This window comes from Dyadobacter sp. CY323, from assembly GCF_021390245.1.
Taxonomy (GTDB): domain Bacteria; phylum Bacteroidota; class Bacteroidia; order Cytophagales; family Spirosomataceae; genus Dyadobacter.
In genome coordinates this window covers 39602-59500 of the sequence record NZ_JAJUXH010000027.1, presented here as the reverse complement: position 1 = coordinate 59500, position 19899 = coordinate 39602, and the positions used below count along the sequence as shown (strand labels likewise).

At 48.8% G+C, this 19899-nt stretch carries 12 protein-coding genes; 9 read left to right on the top strand and 3 right to left on the bottom strand.

Annotated features, from left to right (window positions below):
- Both LZG72_RS26260 and LZG72_RS26255 read right to left on the bottom strand, forming a co-directional pair.
- A complete protein-coding gene (locus tag LZG72_RS26260; RefSeq protein ID WP_233878122.1) occupies positions 1 to 1005 on the bottom strand; it encodes a 2-hydroxyacid dehydrogenase in 1005 nt (334 codons plus the stop codon).
- A gap of 194 nt (positions 1006 to 1199) precedes the next feature.
- Complete coding sequence (locus LZG72_RS26255) at positions 1200 to 2441, bottom strand: MFS transporter (RefSeq protein ID WP_233878121.1); 1242 nt, start codon at positions 2439 to 2441, stop codon at positions 1200 to 1202.
- Positions 2442 to 2652: 211 nt separating this feature from the next.
- Here LZG72_RS26255 and LZG72_RS26250 point away from each other — a divergent pair, with 211 nt between their 5' ends.
- The 8 genes from LZG72_RS26250 to LZG72_RS26215 all read left to right on the top strand — a co-directional run bounded on the left by LZG72_RS26250 (position 2653) and on the right by LZG72_RS26215 (position 15372).
- A complete protein-coding gene (locus LZG72_RS26250) occupies positions 2653 to 3417 on the top strand; it encodes a DeoR/GlpR family DNA-binding transcription regulator (protein WP_233878120.1) in 765 nt (254 codons plus the stop codon).
- A gap of 89 nt (positions 3418 to 3506) precedes the next feature.
- Entirely contained in the window at positions 3507 to 4085 is a 579-nt protein-coding gene (locus LZG72_RS26245; protein ID WP_233878119.1) for an RNA polymerase sigma factor, read from the top strand.
- An 87-nt stretch (positions 4086 to 4172) separates the two neighbouring features.
- Complete coding sequence (locus tag LZG72_RS26240; RefSeq protein ID WP_233878118.1) at positions 4173 to 5372, top strand: FecR family protein; 1200 nt, start codon at positions 4173 to 4175, stop codon at positions 5370 to 5372.
- A gap of 257 nt (positions 5373 to 5629) precedes the next feature.
- Positions 5630 to 9001, top strand: coding sequence for a TonB-dependent receptor (locus LZG72_RS26235; protein ID WP_233878117.1), 3372 nt, complete (start codon positions 5630 to 5632; stop codon positions 8999 to 9001).
- A 90-nt stretch (positions 9002 to 9091) separates the two neighbouring features.
- Complete coding sequence (locus tag LZG72_RS26230) at positions 9092 to 10882, top strand: RagB/SusD family nutrient uptake outer membrane protein (RefSeq protein ID WP_233878116.1); 1791 nt, start codon at positions 9092 to 9094, stop codon at positions 10880 to 10882.
- Between the two features lie 127 nt (positions 10883 to 11009).
- The gene (locus LZG72_RS26225) at positions 11010 to 13418 is read left to right on the top strand and encodes a dienelactone hydrolase family protein (RefSeq protein ID WP_233878115.1); all 2409 of its coding nucleotides are present in this window, start codon (positions 11010 to 11012) and stop codon (positions 13416 to 13418) included.
- 115 nt (positions 13419 to 13533) lie between these two features.
- Entirely contained in the window at positions 13534 to 14157 is a 624-nt protein-coding gene (locus LZG72_RS26220; protein WP_233878114.1) for a hypothetical protein, read from the top strand.
- A 105-nt stretch (positions 14158 to 14262) separates the two neighbouring features.
- Positions 14263 to 15372: an acyl-CoA desaturase gene (locus LZG72_RS26215; RefSeq protein WP_233878113.1), complete on the top strand. Its 1110-nt coding sequence runs from the start codon at positions 14263 to 14265 to the stop codon at positions 15370 to 15372.
- Between the two features lie 60 nt (positions 15373 to 15432).
- Here LZG72_RS26215 and LZG72_RS26210 read toward each other — a convergent pair whose 3' ends face one another.
- Positions 15433 to 16305, bottom strand: coding sequence for an endonuclease/exonuclease/phosphatase family protein (locus tag LZG72_RS26210; protein WP_233878112.1), 873 nt, complete (start codon positions 16303 to 16305; stop codon positions 15433 to 15435).
- Between the two features lie 244 nt (positions 16306 to 16549).
- Between LZG72_RS26210 and LZG72_RS26205 the strand changes: the two genes are divergently transcribed.
- Positions 16550 to 19894: a TonB-dependent receptor gene (locus tag LZG72_RS26205; RefSeq protein ID WP_233878111.1), complete on the top strand. Its 3345-nt coding sequence runs from the start codon at positions 16550 to 16552 to the stop codon at positions 19892 to 19894.
- The last annotated feature ends 5 nt before the right edge of the window (positions 19895 to 19899 follow it).

Below are 19899 nucleotides of genomic sequence, written 5' to 3'. Positions count from 1 at the left end.
TTAGTGAGATTTGATATTGAGTGCTTCCTTATTCACAAGTTGCCGGATCGACTTGTCTCCTTTGACATAAAAGTTGTGCAGGTTGTTGTTCATAATGTCGGCATGATGATCTTCTACCTCGAAGGTTGCTCCGGCAATGTGCGGGGTGGCGAGTACGTGCGGATGGCGGATCAGTTTATAATCAATTTCATCCGGCGGCTCATGGTCAAAAACATCCAGGATGGCACCGCGGATCAGGTTATTTTCAATGGCGTACAAAAGCGATTCCCGTTCCACAACCACGGCGCGGGCAGTATTGACGAAGATCGCATCTGGCTTCATTAATGAGATCAGATCTTTCCCGATCATCCGTTCCGTTTCTTTATTGACCGGTAAATGAATGGAAACGACGTCACTGGTTTTAAACAATTCCTCTAATTCCACTTTCTTGTAACCCGCGTCGTTGGTGGTATAAAACGGATCGTAGTATTGAATGGACGCAGGGAAATGTCTAACCAAATTTGCAATCGTCTGGCCCACAGCCCCGAAACCCACCATACCAATGGTTTTGCCGGCAATCTCATTTCCTTTAAACTGCAAATAAGAAGTATGCGCACCGGCTTCCCAGTTTTCGCTTTCCAGCCATTGTACAGCAGGTAGTGTATTCCGCAGGAGGTTCACCAGGTTAGCGATAAACATCTCGGCAACAGCCTGCGCATTACGTGCAGGAGTATTGAATACCGGAATCCCCTTTTCGGTGGCGGTAGCAATCGCGACATTCGAAGGTGTGCCGCGACAAACCCCGATAAATTGTAAATGCGGGTAAGCCTCGATCACTTCGGAAGTCACTTCATCGTGTTCGGTGATCAACGCTTCGGCCTGAGATTCTTTTAGCAGGTTAATCAATTCTTCCTGATTATAAGCCCGTTCCTGCAATTTCCAGGGCTTGTAAATTACTTCCCCAAACTGCACTTGCAGTGCGTCGAGGGCTTTTTGATGGTATGGAGCGGTGATTAGGATTTTCATGGGTTGGTTGGCTATTAGCTATTAGCTGTTAGCTTTTAGCTCTTTTGTTTTTTAAGGCATGTATTAAATTTTGAATTGCTTTTTTGATATTCTCATTCAATGGCTAATGCTCAAAAGCCAACAGCTAATGGCTAACAGCTAATAGCTAATAGCTTACGGCTAATAGCTATTAGCTTACGGCTAATAGCTAATGGCTAATAGCTAACAGCCTTTTCATCTTCCTTCAAAGTAATAAACTTCGTCAAAATCGCACTGATGAAATAAAGTATCGAAAGTATCCACACTACGCCTTCGCTGCCTATCGAGCCGATGAAGACGCCGACGATGGCGGGGCCGATGAAAACGGGTAAACCGGCGCCCAAGTTTAAAATGGCCATGGCGGCGCCTTTTTCTTCTTTTACCAAAGAGGGTACCAATGCAGATAATGGCACATAACCCGCCAGCAAGCCACCCCAAAGTACACCGCAAAGCATCACCAGCCAGTAGCTTCCGTCAAACCAAACCGGGGAGTAATAGAATAAAAGCGTAGTCAGTCCACAGCCGACTCCCCCGAACCACATAATGGTGTTACGCCAGCCGAGCCGGTCGCCAACGAAGCCGAACATGAGGTTGAAAATGATGTTACTAGTAAAAATGGTACCCCATATCTGCAGCCATTCTTTGGTGGAAAATCCGTGTCCGGCCAGGTAAATGGGCAGAAATACCGGGAATGCAAACTGCGCAGTCGTATTGATGATCCGCACAATGCCGCCGATCAGCACTTTGGGCTCTTCCTTCACAATCGTCAGACCTTTGAGCAGTTCACGGGCCTTGGTAGTGGTGTTTCCGGTGGCGTTAGCGACAGAGCGGAACTGGTCTTTATTGAGTACCAAAGCAAAAAATGCGCCGATGGATACCCAGAAGATCGAGCTCCATAAAGTATTCTGGTAACCAATGTGGTCGATCGCCCAACTCGAATAGTAGGCCCCGAGTACGTTGAGCCCGCCTGTAAACACAAACCAAAACCAGCCTACCGCGCGGCCCAGCTGATTTTGCGGCGTACGGTACGTGATCCAGACAAGAAACGAATAAGCAAAAAGAGGATAACCAAATCCGCGGATCGCATAGGTGAGCAGCATGACCGGGAAATTCAGGTTTTGCATTCCGATCCCGACAAAACCGATGGTGCCGATGATGTAAAGCACAATACCGATCATCATTGCCTTTCTGGGCCCGTAACCTTCGGCAAGTACGCCCGAAAACCACGAGGAAATGGCGATGGTAACACCGTAAACGGTGAAAAGTGAAGCGGATTGCTGAATGCTCATGCCGTGTTCGAGCAGGTAGGGGCTGAGCCAGCCTTGTTCCACGCCGTCTCCCATCATGAAGATGAGGATACCCAGGTAGCCCCAGGCCAGGTTTTGCGGCATACCTGCTTTTGCTAAAGAGGAAGTCATTTTAAGAAATTAAGGGGTTCAGGAATAATCGGGTATGAAGTTGAAGTTTGGTACAATATGAATAATCATCATCATTTAACCGATTCAAATGTAAAAAAAGAAAGTAAAATAAAGCTTATTAAAGAAAATTAAATTTCCGTTATAATATTTTGAAAGCTTCATGTCGGAGATTTTACTTACTTTGTTCTGATATTACGGCACCGTATTTTTTATGAAGAACATTACTGAAAGACACCAGCTCATCCTGCAGGAACTGAAAAAAAACGGCAGCGTCAGCATTCCGGAACTGTCGGACCTGATGCAGGTATCCGGCGTGACGATCAGAAAGGACCTGAAAATCCTGGAAGATAAAAATCTGCTTTTCCGGACGCACGGGGGCGGATCGATCAACAACCCATATGCCATCGAGCGGCCCATTAATGAAAAAGAGTTTATCAATGCGGATGAAAAGCAACGCATTGCAAAATCCGCATTAGACCTGATCGGACAGAACGATTCGATCATGATCGGGTCGGGAACGACGGTTTACGAGCTGGCCCGTTGTCTAAGTCCCGAAAAAACCATCACCGTAATCACCCCCGCGGTACGGGTGACACTGGAACTGAGCAACCGGAAAAATGTGGAAGTATTGCAGCTGGGCGGGCTGATCCGGCCAAATTCTTCGTCAGTCGCGGGGTCGTACGCGGAGTACATTCTTGAAAACATTTCCTGCGCCGTTTTGTTTATCGGTGTGGATGGTATCGACCTGGATTTCGGGTTTTCCATCAGCAATTTGACCGAGGCCGGGCTCAATCAGAAAATGATAAAAACGGCACAATCGGTGGCCGTGCTGGCGGACCATACCAAGTTTGGCAAAAGGGGGATTGGCAAGATCTGCGACATCGACCAGGTACAATATGTGGTGACCGACAATAAAATTCCGAAAGACATGGTGCGGAGTCTGGAGGAAAGAGGCATTAAAGTAATGATTGCTTAATGTTGCCGGTAGCGATCCTTGCTATTAATTTGTTTATGTAGTGAAGTTGTGTTATGTTGCACACACAGTGCTCCTTGACAATTAATTTCATGAGACATTTGCCGCTACACGGTGAACAAGAATTGTTATATGGCCTCGCCAGAGGTGATGAGAGAGCTTTCCGTGCCATTTTTCATAACTACAGTGATCTGCTTGGAAAGCATATTCTGCGCATTACCAGGTCCCAGGAACTGACCGAGGAAATCGTCCAGGATGTTTTTCTTAAAGTCTGGATGAAGCGGGAAGAGCTGGCGGAAGTGCGCGATTTCAGGGCCTACCTGTTTATACTATCCAGGAATTACGCGATCAATTATCTCAAAAAAACAGTTGGAATTTTACTGAGCGAGCAGGAGCCGGACTGGGTGGCTGTGGAGAACATATCGGTGTACGATCAGGAACACGAAGCTGATTATTATACCCTTATCGACGAGGCCATCGATCTGTTGCCGCCCCAGCAGCAGAAGGTTTACCTTCTCAGCCGTCATGAACGCCTGAAATACCATGAGATCGCTTCCCGCCTCAATTTGTCGCGTGAAACAGTAAAAAAGTATCTCCAGATCGCCACGGAGTCGGTCGCAACCTATGTTCGCAAAGGCTTCATTGCGCTTCTTCTGATTTTTTTTCAATAAAAAATAAAAAAACTCCTGCACCGATAGCCCCTTTTCCGACGAATTTGCTGTCTTATATAAAAAGGCATTTCACTCATTATAAAACGCATGAGCGTCCCCAGGAACCGATTATCGCTGCTTTTCCATAAATACTATAATGGGACTGCGACGGAACACGAAATAAAAGAAATGACGGACCTCATTCGAAAAGCGGATGATGATGCGGAATTGTCTGCGTTGCTCAAAGAAGTCTGGGAAGATCTGGAAGTCGAAAAACCAGTATTTTCTCATGAAGTACGTGAGCGAATGCTGAGTAATATCCTTCCGGAAAGCGGGCAGTACCAGGACGCGACAGGCAGGGAAATTATTCATCCTGCGTCTCAAACCAGCGCATTCCGGGTGCGTTACTGGGCGGCGGCAGTGGTTATACTGTGCTGTTTAGGAGGTTCTTGGAAATGGAATGAGTTAAAAAATAGTGGCAGAGAACACGTTGCGGTGCAACCGGATATCAAGCCCGGAGGGAACCGGGCGACCCTGACGCTGGCAGACGGATCGGTCATTTCGCTCGACAGCACGGCCAAAGGTGCGGTAATAAAGCAGGGCGCGGCGGAGATCTCCAAAGCAAATGACGGCGAACTGGTCTATAACCAATTGGGTAAATCTTCGAGCAGCCAACCACAAATGAACATGATTTCCACGCCGAGAGGCGGGCAGTACCAGATCACACTGCCGGATGGTACCAAAGCGTGGCTAAATGCTTCTTCCTCAATTCGTTTTCCGATTGCATTTGCAGCCAGCGAACGCAGGATAGAAGTGACGGGGGAAGTTTACTTTCAGGTACGGAAAGACAAGTCACGGCCTTTCAGGGTGAATTTCGGAACCAATGAGATAGAAGTGTTGGGTACCAGTTTTAATGTGATGAATTACGACGACGAGCGCACCGCCCAAACCACACTGGAAGAAGGATCGCTGATCGTGACCTCGGGTGAGCAGCAAAGTAAGTTGAAGCCCGGAGAGCAGGCGAGCATTGCCAAAGAAGGAGTGATGAGCGTCGCGCAGGTGGATATCGAAGAAGCCATTGCCTGGAAAGACGGGCTGTTTCATTTTCAGTACGCCGGGATTGAAGAAGTGATGCGACAGGCTGCCCGCTGGTACGATATCGAAGTGAGCTATGAGGGGCCGGTGCCGAAAAGACAGTTTACCGGAACGGTGGAACGTAACCTGAACATCTCTGAACTCATGACGATGCTGCAGTACGCCGGCGTGAATTACCGGATCGAAGGCAGAAAAATCCGGATACTCAACTGATCGTATATGGGTATGCGTTATAAATCCAAAACCTCTATGAAAGTGAAATCCAAACCTCCATGACACCGCATTGGTCTTAAAAAAACAGGGAAAATGCTGCGAACATTTCCCCTGAAAATTCGGGCCAGCAACGAAAACCTTTGTCGAAAAAGTAATTTTAGCTAATTCCCAAACCTTACAAATATATGCGATTAGATCTTCTACCCCAATGCGGGAAAGGGTATTATTGTGTCAAGCCCACTAACCTTTTTTTGAAAATGAAACTGCTGACCATACTCATTTTCCTCGCCCTGACGCAGGTTTGGGCTACCGGTTACAGCCAGAAAATTACATTGAGCAGGCAAAACGTTTCTCTGGAAACCGTTTTGAAGGCGGTCCAGAAACAAACCGAATACAGGTTTCTGTATGATAAATTGGAGCTGCCGACAGAAAAGCGCATTACCGTGAGCATAAAAAACGGCTCGATCGAGGAAACGCTGGACCAGTTGTTCGAGGGGCTCCCATTAACCTATAAAATATTTAACAAGAATATCGTGATCCGGAAAGAAGTACCGCCGGTGAAACGTGAACCCTCGAGTGCGGTACCGCCCAGGCAGCCCATGGAAGTTCAGCCCGTCACCGCCCAGCAGGTAACCGGGAAAGTGACAGATGAAAAGAAGAATGGACTTCCCGGGGTGACGATCCGCATTAAAGGTACCCAGAGTGGCACCATCTCGGACGTGGACGGTGGTTTCAAGATAGAACTCGCCGATGAAAATGCAGTTCTGGTATTTTCCTTTGTGGGTTACACGACGCAGGAAGTTACTCCTGGAAAACGGAGCAACGTGGAAGTGACATTGAAACCGGACGAAAAAGCGCTGGATGAACTGGTGGTAGTGGGGTACGGTGTGCAGCGAAAAGGTGATCTAACAGGCTCCATTGTTCGCGTGAAGGCAGAGGATTTCAGGACGCAGTCGATGACGCAGGTGACCGAAATGCTTTCCGGGACTGTGGCCGGTCTCAACACGAATCAGGCAACGACGGCAGCGGGAGGCGCGTCCATGGAAGTACGCGGTCCGAAATCGCTATCGGCGGGAACGGATCCGCTCATTGTATTGGATGGCGCCGTTTTCCGGGGAAGCCTCCGGGAGATCAATCCAAGTGATATTCAGACCATTGACATCCTGAAAGACGCAAGTTCTGCCGCCGTTTATGGTTCAAGTGCGGCATCGGGGGTTATCCTCATTACGACCGTGCGTGGTAAGGTCGGAAAACCAACGATCAATTTTTCGACCAAAGTAGGGATCTCTCAATCGAATAATCAGCGCCGCGGTCTTGGGCCGGAGGCTTATCTGCAGTTCCGGGAAGATCATTTAAGGCAAATTTCACCCAATCTGGATGTCAACTTTTTTACAAATCCCGGCAAACTTCCGGCAGGTGTGACCGTCGATAAATGGCGGGGGCTGAGTACAAACCCGCTCGCAGACAATACACAGGAATGGATGTCGCGGATGCGGTTGTTTCCCGAGGAGCGGGAAAATTACCTGGCCGGAAAAACCATGGATATGTATGACGAGGTTTTCAGAAACGGCCTCCGGCAGGATTATGACCTGAGTATCAACGGAGGGACCGATAAAATGAGCTATTACTGGTCGGTTGGTTATAACAACAATGAAGGTATTCTTGTGGGAGACCAGTATTCCGCCGTGAGTTCGAGGCTGAATGTCGATTTCACAGTAGTTGACTGGTTGAAGGTAGGCGTGAGCAGCCAGTTCTCCGACCGGGACGAAAGCTCGGTGCCGGCCAGCATGAGCTTTTATGTGAACAGCCCATACGGTCAGATGTATGATGCTAAAGGCAATCTGAAGAGACTGCCTCATGGCCACTCGGATAATCCCCTGCTGGAATATTACCGCACGGATCTGCTCAACAAAACAAACAGTTTGTTTGCCAATATGTATGCCGAGTTGCTTTTGCCTTTTGGGATTACATTCAAAACCTCTTTTCAGCCAAAATACGCTAGTACCAAATACTATTCTTTCAAACAGATCAGCGAGAAACTGGGTGGCTTTCCCAATGAAACACCATCCGGTGAAAGGCGCGAATCGTCCAGTATGAACTGGATGATCGATAATGTACTGACCTGGAAAAAGGAATTTGGCATTCATACGGTGGACGTGACGCTGCTGGCAAATGCGGAAAAGAACCAGTTCTGGTCGACGGTGCAAAGCAACCAGAATTTCAACCCAAACCAGGAGCTGGGCTATCACGGATTGCAGTTCGGTTCAAATCCTGCCATTATTAACAATGACAGCAAAAGTACCGGCGATGCGCTCATGGCACGGATCAACTACTCGCTGATGGGTAAATACCTGTTGACCGCCTCGGTAAGACGTGATGGTTTTTCGGCATTTGGTAACAAATATCCCCGCGCAACTTTCCCGGCCGTTGCCGCTGCCTGGATTATTTCAAATGAAGATTTCTTCAAATCCGCATTGATCGACCGACTTAAAATGAGGCTGTCGTGGGGGGTGAATGGAAACCGGAACATCGGAATTTATTCTGCACTCGCGACGGTCAATTCCACTTTATGGTATGACGGTACCACCACCCGCGTAGGCGTATTTAACTCCACGCTTTCCAATGCAGGCTTACGGTGGGAGAGAACCACATCCTTGAATGGGGGGATCGATATTTCGTTGCTCAAAAACAGGATCGATCTGACAGTCGACGCGTATGATATCCGTACTACCGACCTGCTGATGAACCGCATATTGCCGCAGGTGACGGGCTTCAACAGTCTGACCGCCAACCTGGGCGAGCTGGGTAACAGAGGTCTCGAGATGAACTTAAATACCGTAAACCTGAAAACTCCCAACCTCACATGGAGCTCTAATCTTGTATTTTCTTTCAATAGAAATAAGGTTAAAAAGCTTTTCGGCGATGTCGGGAAATACACGTTGCTCGGTGAGCAGAGAAACGGCGAGGTCCCGGACTTCTCCAACCAATGGTTTCCCGGCCAGCCGCTGGACGTGATATGGGACTATGATGTTGTCGGAATCTGGCAAACAGATGGGTCCAAGGAAGCTGCGCAGTATAACATGCAACCCGGTGATTTCAGGGCGGTGGATGTCAACAACGACGGAAAGTATGTGGATTTACAGGATAAAAAATTCATTGGCTATGACACGCCAAGGTATCGCCTGGGCCTGAGGAATGATTTCAGTTTTCTCAAACACTTCACCGCGTCCGTGTTCGTACGCGCCGATCTGGGGCATTTGGGAGCTTACAGCCCTGCATTGAATGGTGGCTGGGACCAAAACGACCGGTTCAACAGAAATGTAGGCCCCGTTCCATACTGGACCGCCGACCGGCCCAACAACGAATATGCCCGTCTTAACCCTTATCTGGCAGCTTTCGGTGGCGGGATTATGATTTACAAGCCCCGGTCTTTTGTGCGGGTCCAGGATGTTTCACTTTCCTACGATATTCCGCGTGAGATTCTTAAAAGGCTGAAAATGAACAATGCGCAGGTTTTTGGGTCTGTGAGAAACCTGGCGACATTCTCGAAATGGCCTGGCTGGGATCCCGAATCCGGCATGAACCCGATGCCTCGCAATTACACCGTGGGGCTAAGTCTGTCCCTGTAAAGGTTACCCTTCGACTGCGCTCAGGGTGACAATGCCGGGCTCAGGGTGACAAGGAATGGAATGAAAATAGACATTGAAACTACATACCATATGAAATACAGAAATATACTTTCGCCAATAATTGTTTTTTCACTATTGCTGCTCGCTTCATGCTCTCAGGATTGGTTAAAACCGGAGCCACTTTCTTTCTACGCGCCTGAAAACGTGTTTGTCGACGAAGCAGGTTTCGAATCGGGACTTGTGAATTGCCGGAAAGAAATGAATGCAGACAACCACGGCGACCGCGCTGTGCATTTTCTGGCACTGGATTTCATGTACACCGACCTGGCCTGTTCGATCGAGCAGTGCGATTTTACCAAAAATACCCCCAGTACGGTGGGGAGCCGGTCTGCACTGCAAAATCTGTTTCTCAGAAGTTATGTGTATATCAAAAATGCAAATACCATTATTTCCAGGATCGACGCGATCACCTGGTCCGATCCGGCCGTGAGAAACCGGATTTTGTCGGAAGCTTACTGGTTCAGGGCATACTGGTATTATCGGCTGGTGAATTCCTATGGCGACATTCCATGGATCGGGGAGGAACTGACTGACGCAAAACTGGATTATAAATCTACTTCCCGCTGGGCGATCCTGGGCCAGTTGCAGAAAGACCTGGAATTTGCCCGCCAATGGCTGCCTGCCACGCCAGCCAGGCTCGGTAATGTAACCAAAGGTGCGGTGAACCATCTGCTGACGAAGATCTATCTGGCCAACGGTGAGTTTGACAGTGCGATTTCAGCCGCCACAGAGGTGATCAACGGTCCGTATACATTAATGAAACAAAGGTTTGGGGTAGATAAAAACAGGGCGTACTACAACCTGATGTGGGACTTGCACCGCGTTCAGAATAAAAACCTGGCGGAAAACAGCGAAACCATTTACGCAACGGTAGACAGGGCCGATCAGGCACCTGCGACCTGGTGGGATTTAAGAGGAACATTTTCGATGCGCCATTTCGGGCCTTCCTACTGGCGTGTGCTGGACGCAACCGGAAACCGCGCTACCAACTGGAATACGGTTTCGGGAGATTCACTCGGCTCGGGCGATGCCGCAGTCCGGACAAACAACTACTTTATTTATTCTCTTTGGGCTGAAAAGAATTTTAAATGGAATACTACGCCCGATTTGAGAAGATCGAACAGCAACTGGATCGAGATGGGAGCCGCTACTGCCGAGATCGCGACGGTAAGGGACGGTTCGCCAAACCTGGGAGAGCCATTGAGCAAAAAATACCTGCCGGCACAGGCGGACACCGTCGAAACCTGGTTTAGCTGGCCTTACTACAAAACCTACGCGCCGACACCAAAAACGCCCTATTGGGTACAGCCTCATGGCGGGCAAGGCGACTGGTACATTTTCCGCCTGGCTGAAACGTACCTGCTCAGGGCTGAGGCTTATTACTGGAAAGGCCAGACCGGGCTAGCCGCGGAAGACATTAACAAAGTGAGAGAACGGGCGAAAGCGCCGCTCATCGCGGCAAGTGACGTTACACTCGACTACATTTTCGATGAACGCGCCCGCGAACTTTATATGGAAGAACCGCGGCACTCTGAAATGGTCCGGGTATCCTTCACGCTGGCCAAGCTCGGACGGGACGGATACAGCCTTTCGGGGATTACCAGCAAAAACTGGTACCACGACCGGGTGATGCGGTATAATCATTTTTACAAAGCACCTCTTTTTCAAATCTTTGGCAATACGGCGACTTTGTTGCCGCAGCATATGTTGTGGCCGATTCCGCAAAGTGTGATCACAGCCAATACGCTGGGCCGGATCAATCAGAACTTCGGTTATGACGGTGCAGAATTGAATGAGCCTGCTCTTGAAACGATTCCCTAACCCTTGATTTATCATTCTCCGGCTGGTTTTCTTTTTAAATGGAAACCGGCCGGAGAGGATGATTTCTTTGTTACCGGAGGTTTTTATATTATTAGTTGAAAAATAAGCAGGCGAAATGCCTACCAGTATGAAGAGACGTACCATCATTACCACAATCATTTTTCTGACAACCGTCCATGCGTGGGCCGCATTGCCGCAACAGGTTCCTCCTGCCAAAGCAAAGCCGGATACGGTGATGCCGGGTACCAGTCCACTGGCGTATGATAAAGAGCTTTCATATACGCTGCTCAACCAGGCGCACCGTTTTGTGGAAAAGAAAATCGCCGAAAGTGCGCGGACACGTGCGCAATTCTGGAACCGTAATTTCACCTCCCGCGACGCTTACGAGGCGTCTGTGGAACCCAATCGCAAACGGCTCAGAAAAGCATTGGGTATCGATGAAAAAGGGATTCAAAATGTCAATTACAATCTCGGGTTGCCGGATTCGAAACCTCAGGTCGCTATGGAACGGTTTGCATACGACCGCGATTCCATCCTTGTGGCTGAAACTTCAAAATACCGCATTTATCAGGTGCGCTGGCCGGTTTTAAATCGGATATCGGGCGAGGGTTTGCTGCTGGAACCTAAGAGTAAAGCGATTGCGAGTGTCATCGCAATACCCGACGCAGACCAGACGCCGGAACAGCTTGCCGGGCTTGCCGACGGGATTGCCCCCCATTCTCAGTTTGCCCGCCACCTCGCTGAAAATGGCATTCGCGTGCTGGTACCGGTCCTCATAGACAGGTCTGCCGTATTTCCCGGCGAGACGCAAGAGCAGACAAAACGCGAGTGGCTTTACCGACAATCGTATCACATGGGAAAACACCTCATTGGCTTTGAGGTACAGAAAGTTTCGGCAGCGGTGGATTGGTTCGAACAGACTTATGGAGCAGATGGGAAGATTGGCGTGGCCGGTTATCTTGAAGGCGGTCTGATCGCTTTTTATGCATCGGCGCTCGATCCGCGCATTGATGTGACGCTGGTGAGCGGGTATTTTCAATCGCGTGAGCAGGCATGGAATGAGCCCATTTACCGCAATGTATGGGGTTTGCTCAATGAATTCGGAGATGCCGAACTGTCCACGCTGATCGCGCCGAGGCCATTTATTGTCGAGTACAGCAGTATCCCGGAAATATGGGACGGGAAAAAACCGGATACGACCAATTTATTTAAGTACTCGGCATATAAAGGCCATTTAAAAACACCGGAATTTGAAAGTGTATCTGCTGAATTCAAACGAATTGATAAGCTTTCGAAATCCAGTTTTCAGTTCCGGCAGCTTGTGGTGGATGCCAGGAATACGCCGACTGCATTCGGGTCGAAAGATGCGCTCGCGGCTTTTTCTGAAAAAATAGGACTGGCCAACCTGCAATCCATATCCCCTGAAACTCCCAAAGACAAACGAAAATCATTCAAGCCGGCCGACCGGCAATTCCGTCAGGCGAAGGAAATAGACGATCACGTTCAGTGGCTGCTGAGAGTTTCGGATTATGAGCGCAACAACTTTTTCCTTTACAAGGTCATACCTGAGATCGGGGCCAGAGTATGGAGTACCAAAAGCTACCATCCCTATTATCCTGTCGCGCCGTTTGTAGAAGAAACAAAACCGTTCCGCACCATTTTTCAAAAGGAGATCATCGGAGAATTTGACGATAAACTGACAGCTCCGGCACCCCAAACCCGCAAGATCTACGACAACTCGAAATGGACAGGCTATGAGGTATTGCTTAACGTATTCGACGGGTTGTCGGCAGCAGGGGTTTTGCTGATCCCGAAAGACATTCAGCCGGCCGAAAAACGGCCTGTGGTAGTATTGCAACATGGTAGAAATGGCGTTCCCAGCACGGTGATCGAAGGTAATACCAGCTATAACGACATCGGGGCGCGCCTCGCCGAGCAGGGATTCGTGGTTTTCGTGCCCTATGGGATTTACAATGGTGAAGACAGATACCGGTGGCTGAGCCGCAAAGCAAATACGCTGCAAAAAACAATGTTTTCATTTGTACTTGCCCAGCACAGGCAAATCCTCAACTGGCTTCCCACGCTTTCATATGTAGATAAAAACAGGATTGCATTCTACGGAAAAAGTTACGGCGGCGAAATGGCGATGCGCATTCCCTCGATTTTGGAAGGATATTGTTTGTCAATCTGCTCGGGGGATTTTGGCGACTGGAGCCGTAAAGTGACGGATACGAATTGGCATAACAGCTTCATGAATACCATTGAATGGGAGATGCCCTATTTCAATATGGGAAGTACATTCAGTTACGCCGAAATGGCTTACCTCATCGCCCCGAGGCCATTTATGGTGGAACGTGGCCACGACGATCTCGTCCAGCCAGATGAATGGGTCGCCTACGAATATGCCAAAGTAAAATACCTCTACGACCAGCTGAACCTGGGCGATAAAACGGAGATTGAATACTTTAATGGAGGACACGCGTCCCGGAACGAGGGAGTATTTAAATTTTTACACAAACATCTGAACTGGCCCTGACAGGGTGGCGTCATTCGCCTGATGTCGGATTTGAAATAGATAGAACCGTTGCTGGCATAATTTTGGATAAGCGCGCAGCAATTAGTTAAATGTATTCAGATCTAAAAGATAGTTTATGAAAAAGTCACTCATATTTGCCGCAGCATTATTGTTCTCTGTTGCGACAACCTCGTATTCGCAGAAAACACAAACTTCGGGCTCTAAGTCCGGCTCTAACACTTCGGGCTCAACGTCGGGTTCAACGTCCGGCTCCACTTCGGGTTCAACGTCCGGCTCCACTTCGGGCTCCTCCACTTCGGGCTCCCAGTCGGGTTCGACTTCGAGCGCTAATCCGAGACCAAACAGTCCGTCCAACACGGCCGGCACACAGGTCCAGGATGCCGGGCCATCAGGCCAGGGCAGTCAAGGCGGCACGCAGGCCGGGAAAGGCAACAACGCCGGTTCCAATGGGCAGCAAGCCCAGAAAACGGAGGAGGGTGAAGGAAGTACAAGACCTGGCGGGGCTTCGCATGAGAATGCCAACGATGTAGGACGCTACTCGGAAAACGAAGATGCGAAGTCCATGACCCATTCCAAAGAGGCATTGGAGGCACGCAGAAAAAATCTCACCGAAACGGACACCACCGTAAAAAAAGGAAGCGGATCGGCGCCCAAAAATATGAAAAACCATACGGGCAAAACGGGCAATTATCAAAATCAGGAGATGAAACACAACCAGAGGACACCCACGCGTCCATAAGGATTGATCAGACATTAATGGATTTCAGTGTTTTATAGTCTCAATGGCTTCTGCCGGAACGAGGATTCAACTCTGGATTTTGGAATGAGTTAAAACCCAAATGTTATGACGGATCAAGCAAAAATCAAATTCGCCCCGCCGGAAAAAAGCCTTTTCTTCTCTACATTAAAAAGGAGGGTTGACCAGTATTTTTCAGAAAACCACGAGTCGCGTTATGCCAATAAAACAATGGTCATTAAAACCATTGTTTTGATCTCCATGTACATTGTGCCTTACGTGATTCTCGTTGCTTTTACACCGCCAATCGCAGTGAGCCTGATTCTCTGGCTGATCATGGGAGCAGGTGTGTCGGGAATTGGCATGAGCGTCATGCACGATGCCAACCACGGCGCGTTTTCACAGAATCCCACAGTTAATAAATGGCTGGGTTACACCATCAATCTGGCCGGGGCAGGGGTGATGAACTGGAAATTGCAGCACAACATCCTTCATCATACATATACCAATGTCGCCAACGTGGATGAAGACATTAAGGATCGGGGAGTGGTTAAGCTTTCCCCACACGAAAAAGTGGGGCGTGTGCACCGGTTTCAATGGATATATGCCTTCTTTTTCTACGGAATCGTGACACTTTACTGGGTGCTTTTGAAGGATTTTATCCAGTATTATCATTTCATCAAATCAGGCGTAAACCGTCAGAGCAGCGTTGAGAACAGGTATATGTTCACCGGTTTGGTTTTGATGAAGCTGATTTATTTCGCCATTTTCTTCGCGATCCCTATCCTGATTTTTCAAATCCCTTTTGTGGAGATCCTTGCCGGTTTTCTGTTAATGCACTTTGCGGCAGGACTTGTTTTAACGGTTATTTTTCAGCTTGCCCATTCCGTAGAAGGTACGCAGCATCCATTACCCGACAGTGCGGGCGTTATACAAAAAGACTGGGCGATACATCAGTTAGAGACGACTGTCAATTTTTCCCCGCGCAACAAATGGCTCAGCTGGTATATCGGCGGGCTCAACTTCCAGATTGAACATCACTTGTTTCCCAAAGTGTGTCATGTGCATTATCCGCGACTGGCCCCGATTGTGAGGCAGACCGCGCAGGAATTCGGACTGACCTACCTGGAAAACAAAACATTTCTGATTGCCTTGAAATCGCACATTAGCAGCCTGAAACGGTTTGGGACGCCGCACTTCGACGAAGCGATCGTCTGAGATTCATATTGACAGAAACAGGCGCGGAACAGGTAATAAAATCCTGATCCGCGCCTGTTTTTATTTAGCGGGATCTATTACCGCGATCACCGGCAAATGGTCCGAATAATAGCGGCCTTCCTGCTGCTCGGAAAGCGTGGCATGTTCCAGGACTTTAAATTTCTGATTGACGAAAATGTAGTCGATCCGGGCACGGATCGGTTCTTTTTTTACTTCGAACCCACTCGACGTATTCACAGGCCCATAATGCGGAGTTTCAGTGATTTCAAATGCATCTATCAGCTTTTTTCCATCTACCAGTTTTTTATAAGCCGCCGAGGTCGGGGTCGAATTGAAGTCTCCGGTGACGACAACCGGGGATTTTCCGGCAATGGAGTCGATCTGTGCAAGAAGTACTTCGGCGCTTTTCTCCCGTGCAACAACGCCCCGGTGATCCAGGTGCGTATTAAAAATGAAAAACGTTTTCTTCGACTTTTTGTCTTTCAGTTTGCACCACGAAGCAGTGCGGGGGTAAAAAGCATCCCAGCTCTTGCTCTCTTTTACATTTGGTGTTTCCGAATACCAGAACGTTCCCGATGAAACCAGTTCATACCGGTCTCTACGATAAAATATCGCGGTAAATTCCCCGCTTTTCCCGCTCACACGCGGCACCCCGTACCAGGCATATTCGGGCAGCAGAGTTTCCAGGTCCGTCATTTGCGAGGGCTGAGCTTCCTGAACCCCCAGAACATCTGCTTTATGATATTTGACGAGCCCGGCGACGTTCGCTTTGCGGTATTCCCAGCCGTTGATGCTGTCGGTGGAATTTTTATACCGGATGTTGTAGCTCAGTACCCGTGTGGACTGGGCCTGGATGTGCTGAATGGAGATTGCCGAAAGAAGCGCCAGAGCGAATGTCAGGACGCGCAATTTTTGATGAGGTAAAAATGCCATAGGATTTAGTAAAAAATAAGTGACTTTGATTGTACAAAAGTGTCTAATAGTGAGATATTTCTACTATAATTTGTTCTAAAATGTAAGTTTTTGTAAGTATAGTACTATTTGTCTACCCTTTAATAGCGTGAGTGGCCAAATTATGAAATTGTTAAATACCATTTTCTGAAAAGGACATGTTATCGGAATTATTCAATTTTGCCGCCTCGAAACAACCTTATTTATTCACCATAACTTATTTCTCATGAACAGAATCTACCTGATGCATTGCTGTAAAAACAGGTTGTTTTCTTTGGGAAGCAACCTAACAAAAATGCTGACCCTGATTGCATTAACCGCCCTGGTTGGCGGAGAAAGCTGGGCAAAAGTACCGGGCAGCGCAGGGAATTTATCCCTGCCAACGTCGCCAAAAATGAAGTCTGATGCGGATCGGCAAGTAACGGGGAAAGTGACAGACGGGGCCACCACCGAAGGATTACCCGGTGTGAACGTGGTCATCAAGGGCAGCCAGACGGGAACCGTAACGGATGCAAACGGAAGTTACTCCCTGAATATCCCGGATGCGGGAGCCATATTGGTTTTTTCATATGTAGGATTTCTCAGCCAGGAAGTGGAAGTAGGCACCAGGACCTCCCTGGACGTGCAGCTGGTCGCCGATGCGAAATCACTGAGTGAAGTGGTGGTGGTTGGGTACGGAACACAAAAGAAAGTGAACCTCACCGGCGCAGTTGACCAGGTAGGGCAGGAGGTATTTCAAAACCGGCCTATCCCGAATATCTCGCAGGGACTTGTGGGTGTGGTACCAAACCTTAACCTAAAAATGTTTGACGGAAAACCGACGCAATCGCCGAAATTCAATATCCGGGGAACGACGTCGATCGGGCAGGGTGGAAATGCACTGGTACTGATCGACGGGGTGGAAGGCGATCCCAGTTTGTTGAATCCAAATGATATAGAAAGCATATCCGTCTTGAAAGATGCCGCCTCAGCTTCGATTTATGGTGCCAGGGCTGCATTTGGGGTCGTTTTGATCACCACAAAAACAGCTTCGGAAGGTAAGACGACGATTTCTTATTCGGCCAATTACTCCATTAAATCACCAACGACTACCCCGGATAACATCACCGATTCGTATCCCTGGGCGCAAGGTTTCAGCGATGCGTGGTCACGGTGGAATGACAATGGAAGTACTCCGACTGCCATCAACAAAACGATCAGCTTTTCGCCCACTTATTTGGCCGAGATCAAAAGACGGTATGAAGATCCTTCGCTGCCAAGAGTGGAGGTTAACCCCAACACCGGTGAGTATCAGTACTATTACAGCACCGATTGGTATAAAGAGTTGTACAAGGAACGTTTCAGTGCGCAGGACCATAACCTGTCCATTTCAGGAGGCAGCGATAAAGCGACGTTTTACCTGAGTGGCCGCTACAATGGTCAAAGTGGTTTGTTCCGCTACAATTCGGATGATTATCAAATGTACAATTTGCGTGCGAAAGGAAGTATCCAGGTAGCTCCCTGGCTGCGGATCGATAATACCACCGAGTACTCTGCCCAAAAATACCATCAGCCGATGAACGTGGGAGAGGGAAGCGGTATTTACCGGAACATCGCCGACGAAGGTCACCCGCTGGCTCCGTTGCTCAACCCCGACGGAACCTTGTCTTTCTCGGCAGCCTATACCGTGGGAGACTACTACATCGGCCGCAACGGAATCGACAACACGCAGCGTTTTCTTAAAAACAAGGTTGCCGCAAAGTCCCAGTTTTTTGATAAAACGTTATCGATTCGCGCGGATTTGACTTTCCAGACCACCGACATCGGCTCTCAACAGAACCGGGTGCAAGTACCTTACAGCCGGGCAAAAGGGGTGATCGGTTACACAGGTACCAATACCAATGATATCCAGGAGCGCAAAAGAACGACCAATTACCTGGCTACCAACTTCTACGCGGATTATGTAAAATCATTCAACAATGCGCATAATCTGACCTTGCTCGCCGGAATTAACTATGAACAATCGATTTACAGCAATCTCACCGCGCAGCGGAACGGGATCGTTTACTCGGGAGCCGACGACATTAACCTGGCACTGGGACAAAGTATCGTTACCACCGGTGGTTATAACAAATGGGCTATTGCCGGAGGATTTTTCAGGGTTAACTACAATTTCCGCGAGCGTTATCTGCTGGAAGTAAATGGACGTTACGATGGTTCTTCCAAATTCCCTACTACCCAGCAATGGGCGTTTTTCCCGTCCGTATCAGCGGGATGGCGGGTGTCCGAGGAGCCTTTCTGGAAGGTTAGCCCACGGGTTTTATCCAATGTAAAACTGCGCGCTTCTTATGGTTCGCTGGGGAACGGGAATATCGATCCATATTCATTTAACGAGAAATTCTCCATTTCACAATCTGGCCGCATCCTCAATGGAATCCGTCCGCAGAGAACAGGCCAGCCTGGCGTCGTCCCGAACGGACTCACCTGGGAAACTTCGACGACGGGCAACATCGGTCTGGAATTCAGCAGCGTGAACAAACGCCTCACGTTTGTGGGAGATATGTACCGCCGCCAGACGACGGATATGTTCACGGTAGGCCCGACAGTTCCTGCTGTGTATGGTACCACGGTTCCGAAAGGAAACTATGCCGATTTGAAAACGACCGGATGGGAGCTTTCCATTAACTGGGCTGACCATTTCACGGTGGCGTCGAAGCCATTCAATTACAGTGCGCGGTTTACCATGGCCGATTCCAGGGCCATTATTACAAAATACAATAACCCGGACAAGAACCTCTCCGACCATTATGAAGGCAAGCGTGTTGGTGAAATCTGGGGCTACCGCGTGGAAGGTCTCTTCAAATCCCAATCTGAAATCACGGATTCACCTTCGCAGAGCAACATCCCTAATACCAATACCCGCAAGAATTACGTAGGTGATATTAAATTTAAAAATCTGGATGGCGATAATGTGATTTATCAGGGACTGAACCGGGTTGGAAACTCTGGTGATAAAACCATCATTGGAAATTCGGAGCCGCGTTATACCTACGGAATGAACCTTTCCGGTGACTGGAATGGGTTTTTCGTGTCCGGATTTTTTCAGGGTGTGTTGAAACAGGATTGGTACCCATCTGCCGAGGCTCGCTTCTGGGGACAATATAACCGCCCGTACAATGCGTACCCGCGCTGGCAGCAGGACAATATGTTCCGCGAGGAGCTTGGCAACTTTGATGCATACCTGCCTCGTCTGGTTGGTTATGTCGCCCAGAGCAACCGTGCCCTGCATGTTGCCAATGATCGTTTCCTGCAAAATGCCGCCTACATCAGGCTGAGGAACCTGCAAGTGGGATATACGATCCCGCAGCGCATTGTTTCCAAGATCCACGCCCGTGACCTGAGAGTGTATGTATCCGCTGAAAACCTATGGACCTGGTCGCCGATGTACAAATGGACCCGCGATACCGACGTGACCAACATTTACGGATCTGACCGCGACCTGGGCAATCCCGACGGAAATGCCGGTGCCGGCGACGGTTACAACTACCCGATGCTGAAAGCCGTATCACTAGGTCTGACACTCAACTTTTGATCGAT